General features: G+C 51.7%; 20 protein-coding genes. 7 read left to right on the top strand and 13 right to left on the bottom strand.

Going from position 1 to position 25,770, the window contains the following annotated elements:
* The 3 genes from MD588_RS12595 to pilM are packed head-to-tail and all read right to left on the bottom strand — an operon-like array spanning position 1 to position 2,202.
* Complete coding sequence (locus MD588_RS12595; RefSeq protein ID WP_265697645.1) at positions 1-603, bottom strand: type IV pilus inner membrane component PilO; 603 nt, start codon at positions 601-603, stop codon at positions 1-3.
* Positions 596-1,195 carry a PilN domain-containing protein gene (locus MD588_RS12590; RefSeq protein WP_265697644.1) on the bottom strand — a complete coding sequence of 200 codons (600 nt, stop codon included), beginning with the start codon at positions 1,193-1,195 and terminating at the stop codon, positions 596-598. The genes MD588_RS12595 and MD588_RS12590 overlap by 8 nt, the downstream gene beginning before the upstream one ends.
* Positions 1,192-2,202: a type IV pilus biogenesis protein PilM gene (gene pilM / locus MD588_RS12585; protein ID WP_265697643.1), complete on the bottom strand. Its 1,011-nt coding sequence runs from the start codon at positions 2,200-2,202 to the stop codon at positions 1,192-1,194. The genes MD588_RS12590 and pilM overlap by 4 nt, the downstream gene beginning before the upstream one ends.
* 145 nt (positions 2,203-2,347) lie before the next feature.
* Between pilM and MD588_RS12580 the strand changes: the two genes are divergently transcribed.
* Positions 2,348-4,894: a penicillin-binding protein 1A gene (locus tag MD588_RS12580; RefSeq protein WP_265697642.1), complete on the top strand. Its 2,547-nt coding sequence runs from the start codon at positions 2,348-2,350 to the stop codon at positions 4,892-4,894.
* Positions 4,895-4,981: 87 nt separating this feature from the next.
* Here MD588_RS12580 and oxyR read toward each other — a convergent pair whose 3' ends face one another.
* Positions 4,982-5,884 carry a DNA-binding transcriptional regulator OxyR gene (gene oxyR, locus MD588_RS12575; protein WP_265697641.1) on the bottom strand — a complete coding sequence of 301 codons (903 nt, stop codon included), beginning with the start codon at positions 5,882-5,884 and terminating at the stop codon, positions 4,982-4,984.
* A gap of 174 nt (positions 5,885-6,058) precedes the next feature.
* On the opposite strand from oxyR, the gene MD588_RS12570 reads away from it, so the two are divergent.
* From MD588_RS12570 to MD588_RS12560, 3 genes are all read left to right on the top strand, one after another.
* Complete coding sequence (locus MD588_RS12570; protein ID WP_265697640.1) at positions 6,059-6,787, top strand: glutathione peroxidase; 729 nt, start codon at positions 6,059-6,061, stop codon at positions 6,785-6,787.
* A gap of 92 nt (positions 6,788-6,879) precedes the next feature.
* Positions 6,880-8,331, top strand: coding sequence for a dihydrolipoyl dehydrogenase (locus MD588_RS12565; RefSeq protein ID WP_265697639.1), 1,452 nt, complete (start codon positions 6,880-6,882; stop codon positions 8,329-8,331).
* A gap of 375 nt (positions 8,332-8,706) precedes the next feature.
* Positions 8,707-8,997: a DUF3624 domain-containing protein gene (locus tag MD588_RS12560; protein ID WP_265697638.1), complete on the top strand. Its 291-nt coding sequence runs from the start codon at positions 8,707-8,709 to the stop codon at positions 8,995-8,997.
* A 66-nt stretch (positions 8,998-9,063) separates the two neighbouring features.
* Here the strand turns inward: MD588_RS12560 and argH are convergent, their stop codons facing one another.
* The 4 genes from argH to argC form a co-directional block, all read right to left on the bottom strand.
* A complete protein-coding gene (argH, locus tag MD588_RS12555) occupies positions 9,064-10,941 on the bottom strand; it encodes an argininosuccinate lyase (RefSeq protein WP_265697637.1) in 1,878 nt (625 codons plus the stop codon).
* Positions 10,942-10,987: 46 nt separating this feature from the next.
* Complete coding sequence (locus tag MD588_RS12550) at positions 10,988-12,202, bottom strand: argininosuccinate synthase (protein WP_265697636.1); 1,215 nt, start codon at positions 12,200-12,202, stop codon at positions 10,988-10,990.
* A gap of 83 nt (positions 12,203-12,285) precedes the next feature.
* The gene (gene argB, locus MD588_RS12545) at positions 12,286-13,065 is read right to left on the bottom strand and encodes an acetylglutamate kinase (RefSeq protein ID WP_265697635.1); all 780 of its coding nucleotides are present in this window, start codon (positions 13,063-13,065) and stop codon (positions 12,286-12,288) included.
* An 11-nt stretch (positions 13,066-13,076) separates the two neighbouring features.
* Entirely contained in the window at positions 13,077-14,090 is a 1,014-nt protein-coding gene (argC, locus tag MD588_RS12540) for an N-acetyl-gamma-glutamyl-phosphate reductase (RefSeq protein ID WP_265697634.1), read from the bottom strand.
* 651 nt (positions 14,091-14,741) lie between these two features.
* Between argC and ppc the strand changes: the two genes are divergently transcribed.
* Complete coding sequence (gene ppc, locus MD588_RS12535) at positions 14,742-17,372, top strand: phosphoenolpyruvate carboxylase (RefSeq protein WP_265697633.1); 2,631 nt, start codon at positions 14,742-14,744, stop codon at positions 17,370-17,372.
* 436 nt (positions 17,373-17,808) lie between these two features.
* Entirely contained in the window at positions 17,809-18,378 is a 570-nt protein-coding gene (locus tag MD588_RS12530) for a PadR family transcriptional regulator (RefSeq protein WP_265697631.1), read from the top strand.
* Between the two features lie 79 nt (positions 18,379-18,457).
* Here the strand turns inward: MD588_RS12530 and metF are convergent, their stop codons facing one another.
* The 3 genes from metF to MD588_RS12515 all read right to left on the bottom strand — a co-directional run bounded on the left by metF (position 18,458) and on the right by MD588_RS12515 (position 23,246).
* Positions 18,458-19,354: a methylenetetrahydrofolate reductase gene (gene metF, locus MD588_RS12525; RefSeq protein WP_265697630.1), complete on the bottom strand. Its 897-nt coding sequence runs from the start codon at positions 19,352-19,354 to the stop codon at positions 18,458-18,460.
* 308 nt (positions 19,355-19,662) lie between these two features.
* Positions 19,663-22,080, bottom strand: a complete 2,418-nt coding sequence (locus MD588_RS12520; protein WP_265697629.1) for a bifunctional aspartate kinase/homoserine dehydrogenase II — start codon at positions 22,078-22,080, stop codon at positions 19,663-19,665.
* A complete protein-coding gene (locus MD588_RS12515) occupies positions 22,077-23,246 on the bottom strand; it encodes an O-succinylhomoserine (thiol)-lyase (protein ID WP_265697628.1) in 1,170 nt (389 codons plus the stop codon). The genes MD588_RS12520 and MD588_RS12515 overlap by 4 nt, the downstream gene beginning before the upstream one ends.
* Before the next feature lie 183 nt (positions 23,247-23,429).
* Here MD588_RS12515 and metJ point away from each other — a divergent pair, with 183 nt between their 5' ends.
* Positions 23,430-23,747 (top strand): met regulon transcriptional regulator MetJ, encoded by a 318-nt coding sequence (metJ, locus tag MD588_RS12510; RefSeq protein ID WP_075762976.1) that lies wholly within the window; start codon positions 23,430-23,432, stop codon positions 23,745-23,747.
* Between the two features lie 82 nt (positions 23,748-23,829).
* On the opposite strand, the gene MD588_RS12505 is transcribed toward metJ, so the two are convergent.
* Positions 23,830-25,080, bottom strand: coding sequence for a malic enzyme-like NAD(P)-binding protein (locus MD588_RS12505; protein ID WP_265697627.1), 1,251 nt, complete (start codon positions 25,078-25,080; stop codon positions 23,830-23,832).
* A gap of 344 nt (positions 25,081-25,424) precedes the next feature.
* Entirely contained in the window at positions 25,425-25,637 is a 213-nt protein-coding gene (rpmE, locus tag MD588_RS12500) for a 50S ribosomal protein L31 (RefSeq protein WP_265697626.1), read from the bottom strand.
* Positions 25,638-25,770 lie beyond the last annotated feature (133 nt).

The raw sequence follows: 25,770 nt of genomic DNA, 5'->3' as shown, positions 1-25,770 counted from the left end.
CTATTCCCCCTTTATTTGCGACTTTGGCGCCTTAAATCGATAGGTACTGGCCGAAACTTTCAGCGACAGGGTCTCCTGCGGCTGGCTCTGCTCCAACAACTTCAAATCGAAATCATTGAGGGTCACAATCCGCGACAACTTCGCGACCGCCGCCGCAAACTTGCCGATATCCTCATAGCGACCAGTGAGGGCGATATTAATGGGCAGTTCATAGTACAGCGGCTGCTCAACTCGCGGCGCCCACTCAATACGCTGAAATTCCAAACCATTACGGATCCCAATGTCATTGACCCCAGAAAGCAGACTGGCCAGCTCTTTTTCCTCAGGCAGTTGCTCAATAACGTGTTGATAGCGATCTTTAAGTTCTTCAACCTGCAACCTGACCGTCGGCAAGGCAGCCACTTGGCTGGCTCGTCGTATAACCTGGGTGCGTAGCTCTGATTCCGTTTGCTTGAGGTCCGCAAGCTCATCCTGCAACGGGATCAGCCAGTACCAACAACCTGCCGCCCCCAAAATCAACGCCAGCAGTATGACCACAACACTCTGGGGAACAACGGGCCATTCCGTGATTTCATCTAGTTCCAAATCCTGCCAGTCACTCACGGCTGCTCTCCTTGTTCTTTACGGCAACATCTTGTGCCGGTTCTTCGGGATGCTTCATGGTGAATGAGGCTTTAAACTGGGTCTGATCCTGCTTTTTATCACCTTTTGTTGCGACGATAGAGTGCATGGCAACATCTTTCAGCCAGGCAGACATTTCAGCATTCGATAGTAAGGTCGCCAGTCGGCCATTCGAGTCTCCGGTACCATTGACCGATATCCGGGCAGACTTCATCGAGATATTGTCGAGGTAGACCCCTTGAGGCACGATCCCCGGCAGCATGCTCAGCAAATGAGTAACCCGGTTTCGCTCCTTCTGAATATCCGCAATGACCCCAAGCCGCCTGTTCAAAGCATCGCGCTGCCGATCAAGCTCAGGCAATAAAGCCAACTGACGCTCCAGTGCCGAGATTTCTTGCCGTAGTTGCTGGTTTCGGGTCTGCTGAATATATTTTTGCTGCTCGATATAGCTTGCCGCCAGCCATTGCACCGCAGCAACGACAATCACCGCGGCCCCCAGCATGACAATGAAACGTTGCTTATGTTGCTTACGTCTTTCCTCTCGCCAGGGCAGCAGATTTAATTTTTCAATCATTCTGCCGCTCCTCGAATTGCAAGCCCGGTCGCGACCGCATACTGGCTGTAAAAGCTATTGCTGGCTATCTCGTCCAACTTTTTACTACACGGAAAGTAGCTGAACGGATTCATCCACTGCACTTCAATACTGAGCAGCCGGGTAAGCAGGTCATCCAGCACAACATGCTGGCTGCCGCCGCACAGCCAAATGCCTTTCAAGACAGAACGCGGGTGGGTCGAGTTATACAGCTGGAACTGACGCTTTAGCTGATCGGCCAATTGCTTGGTGAATGCTTCAGCCTGATCGGGGGTCGGCGAAAACACCTGCATGCTTTCGCTATCATCAAAGCTATTAGCACGAAGTTGCCGGGTACCAAATGCTATCTCACGGTGGTAAGCCGCCGCGCCCGACGGTTTGACACTAAACTCGGTATGCCGCTTGCCAATGTCGACCAGCCCCCATTGGTCCTGCATAGCACTTTGTTCGGCGGCATGCTCGGCCAGCCACAACAGAGCATGGGTCTGCAGTTCCATGACCTTCGGTGTCAAGCCGGCCTTTTTTACCGCCTCAATCCGGCTATCAATGGTGTCTTTTCGAGTTGCAAAAATCTGATACGGGGCAGTCATCGTCGGCTCCGTGAAGGAGTCGGACGACAGCGGGAAGAAATCCAGCCTTAGCTCTTCAACCGGAAATGGCGACGATGCACTTAGCGCCTGAGCAACCGCAAACTCGGCTTCTTCATCACTCAAATTGGTATCAAGCTGAATGACTTTGCTGATAACAGCACTGTCAGGTAAGGCTAGTGCCACTGTTTTGGCGTTAAACGGCAAACTCTTTTTTAATTTACGTATTGCTGACAACAAGGCAGATGTATTCACGCTATGCTGTTCATTGATCACCGATGAAGGCAATACAATTTCAGCAAATGCAGTCAGTTCTAATTGTTCTTTATTTTGACTCAGCACGACCGCTTTAACGCTATGATGACCAATATCTATCCCAATTATTCGTGGGTTCCGAAACATACCGTGCTATGCTCCCTCGTAACGGAAAAGCAAAATATTTTTAAAACAAACACCAGCCTATGGCGTTAATTTTATTTAAGTTATCTTTATACTATTGGTTGAAATATATTGAACGGCCGATTGATGGTGTAACGGGAATTCTCAAGTGAAGTTCATAAAGCGATTACTTATCCTTGCAATGATTTGCATGATTCTTGGAGTCAGTACAATCTTTGGTTTTTACCTCTACGTAAAGCCAGAACTCCCAGATGTTGCAACACTAAAAAATGTCGAATTACAGACACCTATGCAGGTTTTCAGCGCCGACGGCCAGCTGATTTCACAGTTCGGTGAAAAACGTCGTATCCCGCTGGCACTCGACGATATCCCACCGCAAATGATCAATGCCGTCATTGCGACCGAAGATAGCCGTTACTACGACCACCCAGGTATTGACCCAATCGGTATTGCCCGCGCCGCTTTTGTCGTGGCGACATCCGGCTCTGCCAAACAAGGGGCCAGTACCATTACCCAGCAGCTTGCACGAAATTTCTTCCTCTCCAACGAGAAGAAAATAATGCGTAAAATCAAAGAGATTTTTATTGCTATCCATATCGAGCAACTGCTGAGCAAAGAAGATATTCTTGAGCTTTACCTGAATAAAATTTACCTCGGCTACCGTTCATACGGTGTCGGTGCGGCCGCCCAAGTCTATTTCGGCAAAGAGGTCAGCCAACTGACATTAAGTGAAATTGCGGTCATCGCCGGTTTGCCGAAAGCACCTTCGACCATGAACCCGCTTTATTCATTGGACCGTGCAACCACACGCCGCAATGTGGTACTAAGTCGTCTGTTTGCCGAAGGCTATATTACCCAGACTGAGTTGGATCAGGCCCGTTCGGAGCCAATTGTCGCCCGCTACCACGGTGCTGAAATTGAGCTCAATGCGCCGTACTTTGCTGAACGCGCACGTGCCTGGATGGTCGAACGCTATGGTGAAGATGCCTATACCTCGGGAATGCGCATTTACACAACGGTCGATCCGAAATTGCAGCAGGCTGCGCAACAGGCCGCCATCAATAACCTGCTTCGCTACGATCAGCGCCACGGTTTCCGAGGCGCGGTTACAACACTATGGAAATCTGGGCAAGCAGCATGGGACAACCAAAAAATTGTCGAGCACCTGAAAACACAGCCAAGCTATGGTGAGTTACGTGCCGCCGTGGTCACTGGGGTCAACGGTAAAACCGCGCAGGTGATGACCCAAACCGGCGAACAGCACACCATCGAATGGGCTGGGATGAAGTGGGCGCGCAAGTTCGTGACCGATACCCGTCAGGGCCCGGCACCTAAAGCAGCAACCGATATTTTAGCTGCCGGCCAGCAAATCTGGGTACAGCAAAAAGACCAACAGTGGGTACTTAGCCAGGTGCCTGATGCCAACACGGCCTTTGTGGCAGTATCACCACAAAATGGTGCAGTCAAAGCCATGGTGGGGGGGTTCAACTTTGTCCATAGCAAGTTTAACCGTGCCACCCAGTCTGTCCGTCAGGTAGGCTCTAGCATCAAGCCATTTATCTATTCGGCGGCGCTAGATACCGGCATGACCCTGGCGACCCTGATCAATGATGCACCGATCAACCGCTGGGACAAAAGCATGGGGACAGCATGGCGTCCTAAGAACTCGCCACCGACCTATAACGGCCCAACCCGTTTGCGCCTGGGGTTGGCACAATCAAAAAACGTTATGGCAGTACGAGTCCTGCAAAGTGTCGGTCTGGATGAATCCATCAATTACCTAACCCGCTTTGGCTTCAAAAAGAAAGATCTGCCACGCGCCGAAGCGATTGCCCTTGGGGCTGGTAGCCTGACACCACTGGAAATGGCACAGGGCTTCTCTGTCTTTGCCAATGGTGGCTACTATGTCGAGCCCTACTTCATTGAGCGTGTTGAAGACCCTTACGGCAACCTGGTCTACCAGGCTAACCCGAACATTGTCTGCAACACGGAATGTCAGCGCGACCAACAGCAAGCGGGGAATGCCGTTGTGGCTAGCCGCGCAGTCCTCAACGACATCGCTATCAGCGAGCAGGAGCTGGGAGATGCAGGCAGTTCGGAGAGCAGTGATCAACAGCAGGTCCGCTATGCGCCTCAGGTTATTTCAGAACAAAATGCCTTCCTAGTCCGCGAAATGCTAGAAAGCAACATCTGGGGTGGTGGTGACTGGCGCCATGGCAGCGGCTGGAACGGAACCGGCTGGCGTGGTCAGGTGCTGAAACGCCGTGATGTCGGCGGTAAAACGGGTACCACCAATGGCTCGAAAGATGCGTGGTACTCAGGATTTGGCCCGAATATTGTGGCAACCTCCTGGGTCGGTTTCGATGATCATAGCCGTGAGCTGGGCAAAGCGTCCTGGAACAATAATCTGGACAAGAACCAAATTTCTGGCGGTGAAGCTGGGGCAAAAACCGCGCAGCCAGCCTGGGTTTCGTTTATGGGCAAAGCCCTGGAAGATGTGCCGGTACAGCGCAAGCAGCTTCCGTCTGATATCGTCAAAGTCCGTATTGACCGCGATACCGGCAAGCTGAGCAACCGTAACGATTACACCTCGATGTTTGAGTATTTTGAAAAAGGTACCGAACCAACAGAGCAGGTTGGCGAAGGCGCTTCTGAAGGGATTTTCGAATCGGATAGCTCCGACGAGCTGTTCTAATATCCCCAGTACACAAAATCAAAGAGCGCCCCTGTGGCGCTCTTTTTGTATCTCCATCACATACCAAAGCGGGTTCTTCTCAAGGCCCTACTCCGTACTAAAGCGAGCGACGATGTGCTGGCTGATCAGCTCGGCTATTTTTTCATAGCGCGCCCGCAGCGGAGAGCCCGGGCGATAGGCAAGGGTGATCAAGCGCGTCGGGATCGGATCGCAAGCTTTGATATAACTCACTCCGTCACGGTTCTGCTCCTTGGGCGTAGCAAGCTGGGGCAACAGCGTGATCCCGCTTCCCGCTGCGACCATATTGCGCAGGGTTTCGAGACTGGTGGCTTTGAAACTGCCATCTTCATGGGCACCAGCCGCAAAACAAAAGCCCATCGCCTGATCCCGCAGGCAGTGCCCGTCACCCAGCATCAGCAAAGTCTCACCATGCAGCTTAGCCATCTCAAGCTCTTTCAGCTTGGCCCACGGGTGCTCATCCGGCACGGCCAATACCATTGGTTCATTATAAAGCGGCAGCTCGATAAAATACTCGGTCTCTTTGACGGCGGCCAGAATAATGCAGTCCAGCTTGCCTTCTTCCAGTTGCTGAACCAACTGGTGGGTTTGCGCCTCATGAAGAAATAGCTCTAGCTCAGGAAAAGATGCCTTGATCTGCGGAATGATGTGCGGCAGCAGGTAAGGTCCCACCGTCGGAATAAACCCGATATGTAACGGCCCGGCCATACTCTCCCCCTGCTGGCTCGCCAACTCGGTCAGGACCTTAACTTCCAGCAAGACTTTCTGTGCCTGGGCGACCAGATTCAAACCCGCATCGGTAAACAGCACCCGACGGCTGGTTCGCTCCAGCAGTGACACGCCGAGCTCATCCTCCAGCTTGCGAATTTGCCCGCTCAGGGTGGGCTGACTGACAAAACAGGCTTCGGCAGCTTTTCTGAAATGCTTGTGCTCAGACAAGGCCACCAGGTACTCGAGATCTCTGATATTCATGGCTCTACAACTTAGTAATAGCTTTTAACTATTAAAACCATAGCAGCAAACGATTAGACCTATCAAGCGTAAAATCACATAATCATCACATCAAAACGGAGCAGCGAAGAGTAAGCTCCGGTTGAAACACAAATAACCACTTAAACATAAATTAAAGTATTGAAGGAAAAGATTATGTTCACATCTAAAGAAGGTCAGGCAATTCCACAGGTTACTTTCCACACTCGCCAGGGCGACCAGTGGGTAGATGTAACAACGGATGAACTATTTGCAAACAAAACAGTTGTCGTATTCAGCCTGCCGGGTGCATTCACCCCAACATGCTCTTCAAGCCACCTGCCTCGCTACAACGAACTAGCGTCAGTTTTCGCAGAGCATGGCGTTGACGACATCCTATGTGTATCGGTGAACGATACATTCGTCATGAATGCTTGGAAAGCCGACCAGGAAGCAGAAAACATTACTTTCATCCCTGATGGCAACGGTGAGTTTTCAAAAGGCATGGGCATGCTGGTAGACAAAGAAGAACTAGGCTTTGGTCCTCGCTCATGGCGCTACAGCATGCTGGTTAAGAACGGTGTTGTCACCAAGATGTTTATCGAAAACGAAGAACCAGGCGACCCGTTCAAAGTTTCTGATGCCGACACCATGCTTCAGTACGTTGCGCCAGAGCACAAGCTACAAGAATCAATCACGGTATTCACTAAACCTGGCTGTCCGTTCTGTGCCAAAGCGAAGCAGAACCTAATCGATAAAGGTCTTCAGTATGAAGAAGTTATCTTGGGCAAAGATGCAACAACAGTGAGCCTGCGCGCCGTGTCTGGCCAAAGCACAGTTCCTCAGGTGTTCATCGGCGGCAAACACATCGGTGGTAGCGAAGAACTAGAAGCATACCTAGGCTAATCCGGCCAAAGCAATTATAAGGTGGGGTGAACGTACCCCACCGTAACGGATATACAGGCCGAATAAAAAAGATTTGATTGGAGAGAAGCGAAATGAAAACCCTGAATGTTGATGTTGCAGTCATTGGTGGTGGTACTGCAGGTTTAGGCGCATACCGTGCAGCCAAAGCCCATACTGATAGCGTAGTGATGATTGAAGGCGGCCCTTACGGTACGACCTGTGCGCGAGTCGGTTGCATGCCATCTAAGCTACTGATCGCTGCGGCAGAAAGCGTTCACCAGATCGAAAAAGCACCGGGCTTTGGTGTTCACCCACAAGGCGAAATCATGATTAACGGCCGTGAAGTCATGGACCGGGTAAAACGTGAACGTGACCGCTTTGTCGGCTTTGTTCTGGAAGGGGTTGAGGAAATCCCGGCGGAGGACAAAATTGCGGGTTATGCCAAGTTTATCGACGACAATACTCTGATCGTCGATGAGCATACCCAAATATCGGCCAAACGTATTGTTATCGCAACAGGCTCTCGTCCTGCCTACCCAACCGTTTGGAATGAGCTGGGCGATCGCCTGATCATCAATGACGACGTATTCAACTGGGATGATCTCCCTCGCGCAGTGGCAATATTTGGCCCTGGCGTAATTGGCCTTGAGCTAGGCCAGGCACTAAAGCGACTGGGGGTTGAAGTGGCCATGTTTGGCCTTGGCGGCCAGGTTGGCCCACTGACCGACCCAGCTGTAATGGCCTATGCCGACAACACTTTTAATGAAGAGTTTTACCTTGATGCCGATGTCAGACTCGAGAGCATGAAGCGTCAAGGTGATGCAGTTGAAATCAAATACCTTGGCAAAGATGGCGAGCTAAAAGAAATCACCGTTGATTACGTGCTGGCCGCGACAGGACGCCGCCCGAACGTCGACAAGCTGGCGATAGAAAATACCGCAATCGAATTGGATGAGCGTGGCGTTCCGGTTGCCGATCACTTCACGCTGCAAACATCTGTCGACAGCATTTTCATTGCCGGCGATGCCAGCAACCAGCTACCGCTGTTGCACGAGGCTGCCGACCAGGCGCGAATTGCAGGTGACAATGCAGGCCGTTTCCCGGATATCCGTGCCGGACTGCGCCGCTCGAAAATCTCGGCAGTTTTCTCCGATCCGCAAATTGCAATGGTTGGCGAAACATACAAAGACATCACTACCCGCTTAGGCAACTGCGGTTGTTTCGAGACCGGTGAGGTGTCATTTGAAAACCAAGGCCGCTCACGTGTCATGTTGCGTAACAAAGGGGTGCTGCATGTCTATGGCGAGCACGGCACCGGCCGCTTCCTGGGTGCCGAGATGATTGGCCCGAATGCCGAGCACTTGGCGCACCTACTGGCGTGGGCGCATCAGAACAAGATGACTGTTGCAGAAATGCTGGATATGCCTTTCTATCACCCAGTCATTGAAGAAGGTGTCCGTACTGCCCTTAGGGATCTGAACGCCAAGCTTCACCTTGGTCCGGAAATGATCAAACACTGTCTGGACTGTGGCCCTGGCTGCTAAGTCCGGACAAGCAAGAACGCACTACAACTCTCCTAATAGGGCCTGTTTATCTATCAACATAATTCCTGCTGGAGGCTATTTTTTCAGCTTACAAGGCGGAAGATATGCCATGTAGTTGCCCTACTTAAATATCTGACAACGCTGTAAGGTGGAAAAATAGCCCCAGCCCTTCGGGTAAAGGCTCAAAAAGCTTCATACGGCGTTACTCAGAGCTTATTTAGAACACTAAACCTCTCTCTTCGTGCCTTGTCTGAAGACTTTTATAGTCTTTACAGGTGCAATGTTGATAGAAAAACAGACCCTAATACGCCCTCCATCCGGAGGGCTTTTTTATGTACAATCACCCCCACCCGAACCGATTATACGAAAGACACTATGGGCTGCCGCAGCTGCAAAAAAACAAGTCTAATTAAACAGAAGCTCGGCCGATGCCGCCAATGTATGCTCCAGCTAACCTTGCTGAGCATAATCAGCTGGGGAGCCTGGTTCTACTTCTACTTACCTACCCCGAAGGTCGTGGGCTCTATTACCCTACTTTTTGCCGCAGCGACATTCAGTCTGCTGCTGGCCGCGCACTTGATTGTCGCCTTGAGTAATTCCTTGAAAGTTAGATCTACCTTGAAAAACAGGCTCAAGCGTGAGCGCAAGCCCCGGCAAATGCCATAAAAAATCCGCTCACTAGTAACTAAACCTAGGAGCGGATTTTTATAATTGTAAGAAGGGTGCTAAATGTTAAGCGACGTTTACCGTCGGGATCGCCTGCTCTTTATCCAAACGAACTTCCAGAGCAACTTCATCACAGGCATGCTGACGCGGGCAGCGATCGCAGTCTTTCATCACCTTCTCAGGCAGCAATGACTTCGAGGTCGGGATAAAGCCCTGTTTCATAAAGAATTCAGGTACACGGGTCAGCACGAAGACTTTCTTGATTGCCATCTGATCGGCTTTCTCAATCAGATGCTCGACAATGGCCTGTCCCTGCCCCTGATGCTGCCAGCCGGCTTCTACCCCCAGCGAGCGGATCTCTGCGAGACCGGAATCGTAGACATACAGCGAGGCGCACCCTGTTACCGTACCGTGATGCTCAGCCACCGCAAACGATCCGATATCGCGTACCAGCTCATTGCGCAGCCGTGGCAGATTTTCACCCAGCCCAGCCCAGTAGGCCACCATCCCTTCGATCGCATCAAGATCCGTCAGACGAGCCCCCCGCACTTTCACACCCGGCGAGTAGCGCTTCTCTAACCGCTTCTCGGCCTGGCCAATTGCATAATCGACCTGGTTCGGCGCGACGCCACCTAGCGCGCAACGCTTCTCAAGGCATGATTCAATAGTCAGGATTGGGTAGACATCTTCGTCGATAACCTCAGAAAACTCTTTCATCTCCGCCAGCGACAGCTCTTCCAGCGCACAGCCCTTGGCAATAGCAGCTACGACCGCGACACCGACAATGTGGTGAGCTTCACGGAACGGGATCCCTTTCGCAACCAGATAATCAGCCAGCTCGGTGGCATTCGAGTAGCCCTGCATGGCAGCCTCTAGCGTCCGATCTTTGTTGACCTTGATACCGTCAAAACACAACGCGGCCATTTCCATACAGTCATTCCAGCTATCCAGGGCATCAAACAGCCCTTCCTTGTCTTCCTGCATGTCTTTGTTATAAGCCAGCGGCAACGCCTTCACCGTCATCATCATGCCGGTCATGGCCCCGTACACCCGGCCGCATTTGCCCCGGATCAACTCCAGCGCATCCGGATTCTTTTTCTGCGGCATCAACGACGAACCCGAGGTCACAGTATCAGCCAACTCGATAAAGTTCGACTCGCCGGAGTTGTAGAAGATCAAATCTTCCGCCATCCGGGATAAGTGCAGCATCGAAATAGAGGCCGTCGACAGCAGTTCCATCACATGATCCCGATCCGATACCGAATCAAGACTATTGCGGGTTGCCCTATGGAAACCCAGGCTATGAGCCAACACTTCACGATCAATCGGATACGCCGTGCCAGCCAAGGCGCCAGAGCCCAGCGGACAAGTATCAAGCCGATCAAGCGCGTCATGCAGACGCGAATAGTCACGCTCAAACATTTCGACATAGGCCAGACACCAATGGGCAAAAGTCACCGGCTGGGCACGCTGCAGGTGGGTATAACCCGGTAGCACTGTTGTCTGATGGTCGCGGGCGACCGAAACCAGCTGGTTCTGCAGCTTGTCGAGCATCAAGAGCAGCTGCTGGCCTTGCTGGCGGCACCACAGCTTGAGATCCGTCGCCACCTGATCGTTCCGCGAACGACCGGTATGCAGCTTCTTGCCCAAATCGCCGACTTTGCTGATCAGCTGCTGCTCGACCCAGCTGTGAATATCTTCGGCATCAGAGCGCAAGATCTGCTCCGGATCTTCCATCACGGCCAGTTTCAGTTCGTTCAGAGCCAACTCAAGCTTCTGCTGCTCTTCATCCGTTAAGACGTCAACCTGACGCAATGCCTTCGACCATGCAATAGAACCAACGATGTCTTGCTCCGCCAAACGGTAATCAAAACGTAGTGAATCGTTGAACTGCTTAAACCGTGTGTCAGCTGCCTGACTAAAACGTCCGCCCCATAGTGCCATGGTACTTCTCCTCTGCTTCGCTACTCGACTTGCTCATTGCTTTGGGTTATTTATTTTTCTTCTGCTCGTTTAACGCACGAATACGGCTAGCCAGCGAGTACAGACGGATAAAGCCTTCAGCATGACTGTGGTCATACACCTCATCTTCCCCGAAGGTTGCAAACTCTTCGGAATACAAGCTGTTGAGCGAGCGTTTCTGAACCACTGTAGCTTGACCTTTATAGAGCTTCACAACAACTTCACCGCTCACATCTTGGGCAAGCTCATCGGCAGCAGCTAGCAGTGACTTACACAGCGGAGTAAACCAACGTCCGTCATAGATAAGGTGCGAGGCTTTCAGGCCAATCGTCTCACGAAACTCGAACGACTCTTTGTCCAGCACCAATTGCTCTACCGCACGTAGCGCCTCGTTCATGATGGTACCGCCCGGAGTTTCGTAACAGCCACGCGACTTCATACCAACAAGACGGTTTTCAACGATATCGATACGACCGACACCATGCTCGGCACCTTTTTCATTCAGGTAAGTCAGCACATTGAGCGGCGACATCGCCTCACCATCAACCGCCACAATTTCACCTTTATCAATCAGGATAGATACGTTTTCAGGCTTTTCAGGCGCATCTTCCGGATCCTTGGTCCATACCCAGCACAGCTCGTTCGGCTGATTCCAGGTATCTTCCAACACACCGCCCTCGGTCGAAATGTGCCATGCATTGGCATCACGCGAGTAGATTTTTTCCAGTGATGCCGTACATGGAATATCACGCTCAGCCAGATAATCCAGCAGGGCTTCACGGCTACGCAGATCCCACTCACGCCATGGTGCAATCACCTTAAGCTGGGGCGCTAGTGCTGCGTAGGCACTTTCAAAACGCACCTGGTCATTCCCTTTACCGGTGCAACCGTGGCAGACGGCATCGGCGCCGACTTCCAGTGCGCACTCAACCTGTGCCTTGGCAATAATCGGACGTGCCATTGAGGTACCCAGCAGGTACTTTCCTTCGTAGATCGCCCCGGTCTTCAGACTTGGATAAATATAGTCTGCAACCATTTCATCTTTCAGATCGGCGATATAGCAAGCCGAAGCACCTGATGCCAATGCCTTCTCTTCAATACCTTCAAGTTCGGCTTCACCCTGACCGACATCGGCCACGAATGCGACCACTTCACAGTCATAGTTATCTTTCAGCCATGGAATAATCGCCGATGTATCCAGACCGCCGGAATAGGCCAATACGACTTTAGTTACCTTACTCATAATGCTCTCCTGATTGCCTGGTCGACGGTCATACCGCTCAGGCTTATTTTAAAAATGGGTTGTGCTTAAAAATAGAATTCTGTTTATGCCGAAAACTTAGTGCCGATATTCTGGCCTTCAAATAATGCCTCCAGCTTTTCTGGGTAACGCCAGGTCGCGACTTCAACGGGTCTTCCCAAGGTCTTTGCAGCTTCCAACGCCGCACGCACCTTGACCACCATGCCATCGGTGATCACGGCCTGCGTGATCAGAGCCTCGGCTTCAGCTTCCGTCAGGCTGGCAATCAACCGCCCCTTGCCATCCAGGACACCACTGACATCCGATAGCAAGACCAGTTCGGCATCCAGTGCCGCAGCGACGGCCACCGCCGCCTGATCGGCATTAACATTCATCAGCTCACCCTCGGCATCTAATCCGATAGAGCTGACAATCGGCAGGTAGCCCGATGCCATAATCTGATTGACCAGTGCGCTATTGCCCGGCGATGCCTTGCCGACCGCCCCCAGCGCCGGGTCCAGCTCAGTAACCTGACACAAACCGCCATCCGCCAGGCTCAAGCCAACAGCTGCCACCCCTGACTTTATTGCGTGCCCCTGCAGGACTTTGTTTGCCGTTCCTGCCAAGGCACCCGCAATAAACGGAATATGCTCTTTCGGTGTTACCCGCAGGCCTTCTTTTTTTACGGTTTCGTGCTGCAGTTTTTCCATCAGCTCATCTACCAGGTAGCCGCCACCGTGCACCAGCAGCAATGAGCGCTGGGCTTTAGCTTGGTACTGATTAATGGCATTGAACAATTTTTCCAGCGTGTCAGTGCATGACAGCACAGCACCGCCTAATTTGATGACTAAAGGACTCTGACTCATGGCGATATCTCCTAAACCAACGCGGTTAACTGCGGAAAATTATTCCGAATATTTATGCATTGCATCGCCTGAGCCGATGCACCTTTCAATAAGTTGTCAATTGCAGATGTTAAAATAACGTGTTGACCTTGTACCTTCCAGCCAATATCGCAAAAGCAGGTATTAACAACATTCTGGATACTCGCCGTCTGTTCGCCCAGCAACCTGACTGCGTGCTGGGAAGCTTGACTTTCATAGGCTTGCTGCATAGCCTCGGCAACCTGTCCGGCATTGACACCGTCAGCCAGCTTGGCGGTGATCGTCGCCAGAATGCCGCGCTTGAAGTTGCCAAGGTGCGGAGTGAAAATCACATCACAATCAAGGTGAGTAGCAATTTCGGGCTGGTGCCGGTGGGCAAAGACGCCGTAGGCCTGCAGGCTCACTTCACAAAAGCTATTGATCATCGATGCTTTACGGCCAGCTCCAGATACACCGCTCACCGCATTGATCACAGGCCACTGTTTTTTATCAATAAGATTAGCTTCTAGCAGTGGCTTAAGCGCCAGCTGAGACGCGGTCGGGTAGCACCCCGGTACCGCGACCAGCTGGGCCTGCTTGATAGCTTCGCTATTCCATTCCGCCAGGCCATATACGGCCTGCTCAAGCCAGTGTGGATATTGGTGGGTGAAGCCATAGTACTGAGTATAGAAGTCATCATCCTCAACCCGAAACGCGCCTGATAAATCAAATACCTGACAACCAGCATCGAGAAAAGTCGAAGCCAAGCTATGGCTAACCTCATGGGCAGTGGCCAACAACACGATGTCTGCCTGCTGGGCCACTTTTACCGGATCAACCAGAGGCTGAAGGGGGAAATCGACAATACCTTTCAGCTGGCCATGTAAGTCACTGATCGGCTTGTTAGCATCGAGGCTATTGGCCGAGACAAAAAGACCAGATAACTGGAGGTATGGATGAACGTGCACCATTTTCGCCAGCTCTGCGCCGGTATAGCCGCTGGCACCGATAATTAGGGTGTTCAACATATGTAATTCCGTTTAATGCTTTAAGTAGTTAATACTTAGTGTTTGAAACGATGCTGCAGACACAGCGAATGATGGGGTGCACGAGCGCACCAGGCGGATGAGACTTAGCGTCGTCGGAGGGAATTCAGATTGTGAATAGTCGCCTGGTTCATGTTAATAACTTCCTACATTTAACGTCTTTGCCTATACTTTGGGATGACGTTTTACTTCGGTTTTAAGGTGAATCCAAATTTAAATTTTTATTCACCTTGCTTGCATTAATATGTTTACCGATTAATCCTTGGCCTGTCAACCACGAAAATAAAAAAAATAACGATTTGGCTGCATCTTTCTATCAAGCCCCCTATATATAGCAATCAAACGAAGCGCACTGACCTAAATGGCCTTTGATAGACTGCGGTCTTGTTTAGCGGCACTTTTTAGCTCAGTATTGAATCAGTTCGAATGTAAAGCACACGGGTTTCGTGCCCTTTTGACACGTTTTTACGAAAATTTGTTACATATCGAGTTTCATATCATGACAAAAATCAATGTACCTTCTTTTTTTTGACGGTAAATGTAATCAAAGTTGACCTCAAAGTGGGATCGCGGATAGATTGTCAGTAACACGATAGTGAATTGGATGTAACAAAATTACGAGATGGATGCGATATGAACGAAAAGTACAGCGCGTTAAGAAGTAACGTAAGTATGCTCGGCCACCTGCTGGGTAATACCATCAAAGATGCGCATGGCGAGCCTCTGCTAGATAAAGTGGAGACCATACGTAAGTTATCTAAATCTGCCCGCGCGGGAAATCAGGATGATCGCGAAAAGCTGATCGACGAGCTACAAAATCTGCCGGATGATCAGCTGCTGCCAGTTGCTCGTGCCTTTAGCCAGTTCCTGAACCTTACCAATATTGCCGAGCAGTATCATACGGTCTCCCGCAACTGTGAGGAGCATATCTGTAGCCCTGACTCTATCGACTCCCTGTTTGGTAAACTCAACAGCAGTGATATCAGTCAGTTTGATTCCATTCAGGCCGTACGCGACCTGAATATCGAGCTGGTTCTCACCGCACACCCGACGGAAATTGCCCGTCGCACCATGATCCACAAGCTGGTTCAAATCAATAAATGTCTATCAAAGCTGGAACTGAGTGAACTGTCGCGCAGCGAGCGCCTACGTGTCGAGCAGCGCCTTGAGCAGCTTATTGCCCAGGCCTGGCACTCCGACGTGATCCGCAAGCAGCGTCCAACGCCGCTAGACGAAGCCAAATGGGGCTTTGCCGTGGTCGAAAACTCGCTATGGCAAGCAGTGCCAGACTTCCTGCGCCAATTTGACGAAAAACTGACCACCCACCTTGGTGAAGGTCTGCCGATTGATGCCTCACCGGTTAAGTTCTCTTCCTGGATGGGGGGTGACCGTGACGGTAACCCGTTTGTGACCTCGAATGTCACCCGCGAAGTCTTGCTACTGTCGCGCTGGAAAGCGGCCGATTTATACCTGAACGATATTCAAGAGCTGGTCAGCGAGCTGTCGATGGTCAAATGCAACGCTCAGGTTCGCGAGCTGGCCGGTGACGAGCACGAAGCCTACCGCGCTATCCTCAAGGATCTGCGCGCCAAGCTAATCAACACCCGTGATGTGTTGGATGCCAAGATCAAAGGGCTGGATGTACCAAACTTCGGCATCATCGATCATGTTGACCAGTTGTGGAACCCGCTCTATGCCTGCTACCAGTCACTCCATGAGTGCGGTATGGGCATCATTGCCGACGGCCTGCTGCTGGACGTACTACGCCGGATCAAGTGTTTCGGGGTTCACCTGGTCCGCCTGGATATTCGCCAGGAAAGCACCCGCCACTCTGATGTGATCTCCGAGCTTACCCGCTACCTAGGTATTGGCGACTATGATCAGTGGAGCGAGCAAGACAAAGTTGCCTTCCTGGTCCGCGAGCTGGCGTCAAAGCGCCCGCTGCTCCCACGCGACTGGCAGCCATCGGCTGATGTGCAGGAAGTCATTGAGACTTGTAGAGCCATTGCCGAGCAGCCTCGTGAGGCGCTTGGTGCCTATGTGATTTCCATGGCTCGCACGGCCTCGGATGTCCTGGCCGTTCATCTGCTGCTGAAAGAAGCCGGCTGCCCGTTCCGCATGGACGTCTGCCCGCTGTTTGAAACCCTGGAAGACCTCAATAATTCTGAATCCGTTATCAAGCAGCTGATGAACATCGACTGGTACCGCGGCTTTATCCAGAACTATCAAATGGTCATGATCGGTTACTCTGACTCGGCCAAAGATGCCGGCGTGATGGCCGCTGGCTGGGCCCAGTATCGTGCAATGGAATCATTGGTTACCGTCTGTGAAGAGGCTGGGGTCGAACTGACACTGTTCCACGGTCGTGGCGGCTCGATTGGCCGAGGCGGTGCACCGGCACATGCGGCCTTATTGTCTCAGCCTCCACGCAGCCTGAAAGGCGGCCTGCGAGTCACTGAGCAGGGCGAGATGATCCGCTTCAAGCTTGGCTTGCCAGAAGTAGCTGTAAACAGTTTGAGCCTGTACGCCAGTGCCATCCTGGAAGCCAACCTGCTGCCACCACCAGCACCAAAACAAGACTGGCGCGAGCTGATGGACGTCTTGTCTGAAGTCTCCTGCGAGGCCTACCGTAATGTCGTCCGTGGCAGCGAGGAGTTTGTGCCTTATTTCCGCGCGGCAACGCCTGAGCTGGAGCTGGGTAAGCTGCCGCTTGGCTCACGCCCGGCAAAACGTAACCCGCAAGGTGGGGTGGAAAGCCTACGAGCAATCCCGTGGATTTTCGCCTGGAGCCAGAACCGCCTCCTACTGCCGGCATGGCTAGGTGCGGGGGAAGCTATCCAATACTCGATCGATAAAGGCCACGCCCAGCAGCTGGAAGATATGTGTCGTGAATGGCCGTTCTTCTCGACTCGCCTGGGGATGTTGGAAATGGTGTACACCAAGACCAATGTTGGCATTGCCGAGTACTATGATCAGCGTCTGACCGACAAATCACTATGGCCGCTGGGCCAGCAGCTACGCGATCAACTGCAGCAAGATATCAAGGCGGTACTGAATGTTGAAAACAGTGCCCACCTAATGGAGCAAAACCCATGGGGCGCCGAAGCGATCCGCTTACGTAACATCTACGTAGAACCGCTAAACATGCTACAGGCAGAGCTTCTGTACCGTACTCGCCAGCAAGAAGAGCCATCTCCGATGCTTGAAGAGGCGTTGATGGTGACCATTGCCGGCATTGCGACCGGTATGCGTAACACCGGCTAATTGGCTGACGCGCACATTATCCAAAAGGCCACACTCGTGGCCTTTTTGCTATAACATCCTCGCTCCCCGTAGCCCATGACAGCTAAGCCACCAGCTTCCTATCCCACTATTATTTGCAAAGTGACTCAATAACGAGACGAACTGTAACTAGTCGCATAGACTACATTGTTTACATGTACTGTGAAAACAGATGAAGCTCAATATATTGCAGTGCAGCAACCACCTTAAGATATAGACAAACATCACAAGATGAACAATTGGTCGTTGCCCAAAGTGGTTATTCTCACGGTCTGGTGTCGATAAAGATCACATTGATGTGTATGCTACGTGATCTCGATCAGGCACTGCAACAAGACGATTATAACAAACGCCAAAGAGCGCAGGGTAACGTCGGCCTGATTGTTTTTTATTTGTAGTATTTTAATGGATAGAAGAGATGTCACTACCACACGTCATTTTGACCGTGCTGAGCAGCCGCGACGCAACCGGTTACGATATAACTAAAGAATTTTCACACAGCATCGGCTACTTCTGGAAGGCAAGCCACCAGCAGGTTTACCGAGAGCTAAACAAAATGGCCACCCATGATCAGGTAACCTGCAAACTGGAGCCGCAGGAAGGCAAGCCGGATCGTAAAGTATATTCAATTACCGATCTTGGCCGTCAAGCGCTATTTGAGTGGTTCCAAGAGCCGGCACGCAACCCAACCATCCGTGATGAGTTCTCTGCCAAACTGTTGGTTTGCGGCGTACACAACTCAGTACCGATGCAGCAGCAGCTTGAAGGCCTGATAGAAGAGTCTCATACTTTGATGAACCATTACCACGAGCTGGAAAAGGTTCACTTTGCAGACTATAAAAACATGGATCGCCAAGCCCGTCTTGATCGTCTAACTCTTCGCCGCGGTATCCATAATCGTCAGGCTTGGATTGACTGGGCAGAAGAAGTGCTTGCCGAGCTGAAAGACATGGACAGCGCAGACAGTGCCGTTGCACTAAGCAACTAACAACGGTTACTGCTAGCAAATACAAAAAGCCGCTTTCCAGCGGCTTTTTTATTTTCTTTATTTTTCCCTGAGCCCGTCTCTATGCCTCGGCCTTGGCTCGCACGCCCAAGGTATGGCAGATCGCGTAGGTCAGTTCCGCACGGTTCAAGGTATAGAAGTGGAAGTCCTTCACCCCTTCTCTGCTCAGCACACGCACCATATCAATCGCGTTACTCGCACCGAGCATCTGGCGACTGAGCAAATCATCATCAAGCCCTTGGTATTGCTTCTCTAACCAATGAGGGATCTTCACATTATTCGCCAGCGCGAAACGTTTGGCCTGGGTCATATTAGAAACTGGCAAAATCCCGGGTACAATTTCCACATCAATCCCAGCAGCAACGCAGCGGTCACGGAATCGCAGGTAGCTTTCTACATCAAAAAAGAATTGGGTAATGGCACGGCTGGCGCCGGCATCGACTTTGCGTTTCAGGTTTATTAGATCAGCCTGGGCACTTTTCGCTTCCGGATGCACCTCAGGGTACGCCGCCACCGAGATATCAAAATCCGCTTCTTTGCGTAGCAGCTCAACCAAATCGGCGGCGTACATATCTGGCTTCACGCCTTGCTCGGGTAGATCCCCACGCAGAGCAACAATATCGCGGATCCCATTATTCCAGTAATCCCGGGCAATAGTACGAAGCTCATCACGGGTCGCATCAATACAGGTCAGGTGCGGAGCCGCCACCAAGCCGGTTTGATCCTTAATATCTTTAATAATCGAGTGAGTACGGTCCCGCTCTCCGGAGTTGGCCCCGTATGTCACCGAGACAAATTTAGGCTGCAGGGCTTTTAGGCGATGAATCGAGTTCCACAGGGTTTCTTCCATTTTCTCGCTGCTTGGCGGAAAAAATTCAAACGATACGTTAATGTCACCATTAATATCGGCGATGTTCTGGTTAAGCGCATCTAAGTGACTTGCGTGAGAATACCCCATAGTCTATCCCTTCCTATTTCGGCCGCTGGCCTGCTCCCTAAATGGTGACGTCTGAAATGACCGTTTAGACGTCTATATGTCTACAGAATGTCTTGTAACCAATTTAATGTCAACATGATGATCATGAATATTTCTCAAGTTCAAATTGCATAATCTTCAACATAGCCAATCTCGGAAAAATAAGCAAAAACCCGCAAAATGCGGGTTTTTATCGACTAACTAGCGTTTAATTTTGAAAATATCCCCTCAAGCCATAACTTGCACCACACTATCTCGCTATAGGGATTATCTTCACCTGCTACCCATCACTAAAGCATAGCAGCCAACCGGTTGATATCAGACAACAACGCGCCAGCTGTGACATCCCGCCCAGCACCAGGTCCACGGATCACCAACGGATTATCACGGTACCAGCGACTTTCAATGGCAAAAATATTGTCGCACGGCAGCAAGTTCGCCAGTGCATGCTCCGGCAGCAGTGCCTCGACACCGACGGCTGCCTTACCGTTTTTGTCCAGCCGGGCAACATAACGCAGCACCTTGCCTTCTCGCTGGGCCTTGGCCAAGCGCTCACCCAATAACTCATCAAGGATAGCCGCCTGCTCGAAAAAGCCGTCCAGTGTCAGCGGAGCAAGCTCTCCCGGCACCAGAGACTCAACCCTGACTTGTTCTGGCTCTAGGTCAAGCCCTGACTCACGCGCCAGGATCACCAGCTTGCGCATCACATCACTGCCATCGAGGTCATGACGCGGATCGGGCTCTGTCAGCCCCTGCTGCCAAGCCTGCTCGATCAGCTGGGAAAACGGCAATGAGCCATCAAACTGCTGGAACAACCATGATAAAGTACCAGAGAAAATTCCTGACAGCGCGATGATCTCATCACCACTTTCGCGCAGATCCCGTACAGTGTGGTTGACCGGCAGCCCGGCACCTACCGTCGCGTTATACAACCAGTGGCGACTGCTTTTGGCAAAAGCATCCTGTACGGCGTGGTAGTCCTGTGCCGGCGCCGATCCCGCTACTTTGTTGGCTGAAATCAGGTGCAAGCCGCTTTCCGCGATCTGCGGATACTTGGCCGCCAGCTCGGCACTGGCAGTGACATCCATGACTACCACATCATCATAAGGGTGGGCAGCCAGCACATTCAGCAACTCGCCTTCGGCATACTCGATCGCTTCATCATCAAAGGCCGTCAGCGCCCGAGTAGGTTCGAGTCCCTGGAAATCAATCCAATGGCGTTGACTGTCAGCCACCCCTACCAAGGTAAAGCTCATGCCGTGGCGCTTTTCCAGTTGTTCTTTCTCGCTGTCGAACAACTCCAGCCAGCGGCTGCCAATATTTCCCTTGCCGCATAGCACCAAACCAACCCGCTTCTGAGCCTGGAACAGGACCTGGTGGATCTGTTCGACCAGACGATCGGTTTTGACTTTACGTAACACCGCGACCAGGCTCAGCCCAGACTCTAGCTCGGTGGTAAACTCGACGGGCTGATCTTTTAGCTGATGATAAAATCCATAGCAATGAACCGGATTGTTCACGACCCCTGCCCCAACGGCCGCGACAATGGCAAACCCATCACGCAGGCGCAATTCGGCGGTAATACCGCAGTCTTGCAGTAACGCCAATACCCCGTTAACCACCTCGCTGGTATAGGCGAGCTGAATTCGTCCCTGATCGACTTCGACAGCCTGGGCCAACGGGTGCAGCTGGGCCCGCTGCAAGATCCGCTCAAGCTCGGCCTGGATCGGCTCAAAATCATGGAAACGAGCGATAGCCAGCTCAATCAGGCAGACATCATCGAGTGAGGTAATGATCTTGGCCCCGCGACCAGATGCCAATACCCGCTCGACCCGGGTCGAACCGGACTCCGGCTGATGGCTGCAGCGCAGGGTCAGGTCAATCGCACTCTGAGCCACCGGCTGCAATGTCCGGCTATGAAGCACCGGTGCCGCCAACCTGGCCAGCTCGCTGGCTTCGTCCAATCGCAACAGAGGCAACAGGCACGCGTCTCCGACTGTACGCGGATCGGCACTGTAAACCCCGGCCACATCACTCCAGATCGTTACCCGAGAGACTTCCGCCAGGGCACCAATTACCGTGGCCGAGTAATCAGAACCGTTGCGTCCCAGCAGTACCGTCTCGCCGCTCTGATTACGGGCCATAAAGCCGGTGATCACGATACGGTGCTGGCTGTGCTGCGCCAGCTGCTCCTTGAGTAAGGGCCAAGACTGAGCCCGGTCGACCTCCGGCTGAGCAGCCCGCTCGGCACGGAGAAAGTGTCGGGAATCCAAGTCCGTCGCCGGCATCGCGTTTGCGGCCAGCAGGGCGGCTAGCAGACGCGCCGACCATACTTCACCGTGGCCAAGTATGTTAGCGATCACCGCTTCACTAAGATCCTGCTCACTCAAGGTGGCCAGTTCACTCAGCTCGAGATGCAACTGGGTCAGCAGCGCATCGACCTGCGGCCCCGAAAGCAATGCCTCAATCAATCCCTGCTGAAAACTGCGCAGCTCCTGCAGGGCCTCATGAGCCTGACGGCCATCCTTGCTCAGCAGCTCAACCCATGCAATCAAATGGTTAGTGGTTTTACCCGCGGCCGATACCACAATCAGATCTTCACTGCCAGAGTGCTCCTGCAAGATTGCCGCAACCCGACGATAACAATCGGGATCGGCCAGACTGCTGCCACCAAATTTATGTAACTGTCGCTGAACAGGTTGCGTCATTCTGTCACCTCCGCAGCTTTATTGAAGGCCTGCTCCAGATCGGCAATCAGATCACTCGGGTCTTCTAGTCCAACCGAAAGGCGTAATAATGATGGCTTGATCCCCGCTTCTGCCTGCGCCTCGTCTGACATTGCACGGTGGGTCATACTCGCAGGATGGGCAATCAGGCTTTCGGTGCCTCCCAAAGATTCTGCCAACGAGAAACATTGCAGCTGGGCAACAAAAACCTCCAGCTGACGGTAACTCCCCGCCATTTCAAAACTGAGCATCGAGCCAAAGCCCTTCTGCTGCTTTAGCGCAATATCGTGACCCGGGTGCTCGGGCTGGCTCGGATGATAAATTTTACCAACCAGCTTCTGAGTCTGAAGGTAAGCCAAAACCTCGGCACTGTTTGCTTCATGCATTTTCATTCGCGGGGCCAGCGTCCGGAGTCCTCGCAAAGTCAGGTAGGCATCAAACGGCGCACCGGTCGCGCCAATACAGTTCGCCCACCAGGCGATGTTCTCTGCATGTTCGGCATCTTGGGAAATCAGGACGCCACCGACCACATCCGAGTGGCCATTAATGTATTTGGTTGTCGAGTGAACGACAAAATCGGCCCCCAGCGCAATCGGCTGCTGCAGGATCGGAGAAAGGAAAGTATTATCGACGGCCACCAGTGCTTCGACCAGGTGCGCCTGCTCGCAAAGCTCAGCAATATCAATCACCCGAAGCAAGGGGTTGGAGGGAGTTTCGACCCATACCAGCTTGGGCTTTTTCGCCAGAGCCGCAGCCAAGGCTGCCGGATCAGCCTGATCGATAAATTCCACCTTGAAGTCACCTTTACCGGCCCGGGTATTAAATAGCCGATAGGTGCCGCCATAGCAATCATGGGGGGCAACCACCAGATCCTCCGGGCCTAGCAGGGCTGACGCCAACAAGTTAATCGCCGCCGTGCCACAACTGGTCACTACGCCGCCCGCGCCCCCCTCAAGCTCAGACAGGGCATCGGCCAGCATATTTCGGCTCGGGTTACCAGAACGGGAATAATCATATTGAGGCACATCCCCCAGTTGTGGGAAGCTATAGGTCGAAGTCAGATAAATGGGCGGAACAACAGCATTATGCTGGGTGTCAGATTCAATTCCGGTACGAACGGCGATGGTGGCAAGCTTCTTGTCACTCATAATTACTTTCCTTGTCTGGGGCAAGCCCTGCTTTCGAATAACTTTTAAGCAACAACATTAACCACAATCAATAAAGACGTCAACACTTCTAGACGTCTATATGTCTTTGCTTATGGCAGTAAATCCCGCTAAAATTCACCCATATTATATTTCTTGAATCCAACAGCGCTGAGAAGGTAGAAAATGGCAGAGTGGAATGGCGAATACATTAGCCCATACGCCGAACACGGTAAGAAAAACGAGCAAGTCAAAAAAATTACCGTTTCGATTCCATTAAAGGTACTAAAAATCCTGACAGATGAGCGTACCCGCCGTCAGGTCAACAACCTGCGTCATGCAACCAACAGTGAACTACTGTGCGAAGCGTTCCTGCATGCCTATACCGGCCAGCCACTTCCGACGGATGATGACATCCGTAAAGATCGTCCGGATGATCTGCCAGCAGAAGCCAAAGAGCTGATGGAAGAGATGGGGATCAAGTACGAAGACATCAACGAATAATCCGGTCTTCCTCCCCAGCCAGCGTCAGACATAAAAAAACCAGCCTTATAGGCTGGTTTTTGTTTTCTCTCTAACCGTTCGCTTATTTATCTGCCATGTAATCAACAGGCATATCAATCTGCGCAACACCGGAATCAATCGCCGCCTGTGCAACGGCCTTGGCAACGCGTGGCAGCAAACGTGGATCCATCGGCTTAGGAATAATGTAGTCAGCACCGAATTCCAGCTTGTCGGCACCTGCCGCTGCAACCACCTCTGCCGGTACCGGCTCTTTCGCCAGTTCACGGATAGCATGAACCGCAGCCAGTTTCATTTCATCATTGATCTGGCTCGCACGGACATCCAGCGCACCACGGAAAATGAACGGAAAACAAATCACGTTGTTAACCTGGTTCGGGTAATCTGAGCGCCCCGTTCCCATAATTAAATCGTCGCGTACCGCATGGGCCAGCTCTGGCTTGATTTCCGGATCCGGGTTCGAACACGCAAATACCACCGGCTTGTCTGCCATCAGTTTTAGCGATTCCGGAGCCAGCAAATCAGGTCCTGAAACACCAACGAAGATGTCTGCACCTTCAATCACATCTTCCAGGGTGCGCTTGTCGGTGTTATTCGCAAACAGCTGCTTGTACTCATTGATATCATCGCGGCGAGTATGGATCACGCCCTTGCGGTCCAGCATATAGATCTTCTCGCGCTGGGCTCCGCATTTGATCAGCAGTTCCATACATGCGACCGCGGCAGCACCGGCACCCAGACAGACAATCACCGACTCGCTGATTTCCTTGCCCTGGATCTCAAGTGCGTTCAGCATACCTGCAGCCGTCACGATAGCAGTACCGTGCTGATCATCGTGGAATACCGGGATTGCACAACGCTCAATCAGGCGCTTTTCGATTTCAAAGCAATCAGGCGCCTTGATATCTTCCAGGTTAATACCGCCAAACGTATCGGCTATGTTGGCAACAGTATCGACAAACTCATCAATCGTACGGTGCTTCACTTCGATATCAATTGAATCTAGGCCAGCAAAACGTTTGAACAGTAATGACTTACCTTCCATAACCGGCTTAGAAGCCAGAGGACCAAGGTTACCTAAACCCAGGATTGCCGTACCGTTGGTGATCACGGCAACCATGTTGCCTTTACCGGTGTACTTATAAACGTTCTCGGCGCTTTGTGCGATCTCTCGAACAGGCTCTGCTACACCTGGGCTATAGGCCAAGGCAAGATCTTCCACCGTGTCAGCCGGTTTTGTTAATGAAATCTCAGTCTTACCAGGTACAGGGTAAGCGTGGTAATGCAGTGCTTGTTGGCGAAAATCTTCAGACATAGTGGTCTTGATCCTGAATGAAAATGATGTTCAGTTCGGTATTGTGAGAGTGATCATATTCTATAGCGATACAAAATCCTAGCGCAGCAACGCTGGTCGAGCCAATAAATCCCCACCGGAATAGTCAGGTATAGCGTATTTATGATCAAACAGCATAAAAATGGGTAGGAAACGTGCTACTTGGTATGCAAAGCGTTCAGGTTAGCAGGAGTAAAAGAGAGAAAAGACTAATAGGAAGTAATAATAAAAACGGTCACTGTCGACAGGCAGAGAGGAAAGGCAATACAGACCGGCAAAAAAAAAGGGATGCTTGCGCATCCCTTTTTTCGGAATTCATCTGGCAATTACTTGCTAGAAAGCGCACCGAAACGTTTGTTGAACTTGTCGATACGACCGCCAGTGTTAACCTGACGCTGCTTACCTGTGTAGAAAGGGTGGCACTTGTCGCATACATCAAGGTTGATGTCTTTACCCATAGTAGAGTTAAATACGAAAGTGTTGCCACAAGAACAACGTGCGTTTACTGCTGTGTATTCTGGGTGAATACCTTGTTTCATGGGATAACCTCAAAAAGTAAGGCCGTGTCGCTCTCCCGATCCAAAGCCGGGCACCACACGCGTTAATAAATAGTATAACGTAATGTCACTCAGCAAGCTGATGCCAATACGATAAATTAGGCGGCGTATAGTA

The organism is Photobacterium obscurum, assembly GCF_026191635.1.
GTDB classification, from domain to species: domain Bacteria; phylum Pseudomonadota; class Gammaproteobacteria; order Enterobacterales; family Vibrionaceae; genus Photobacterium; species Photobacterium obscurum.
This window is presented reverse-complemented; position numbering and strand designations above follow the sequence as displayed.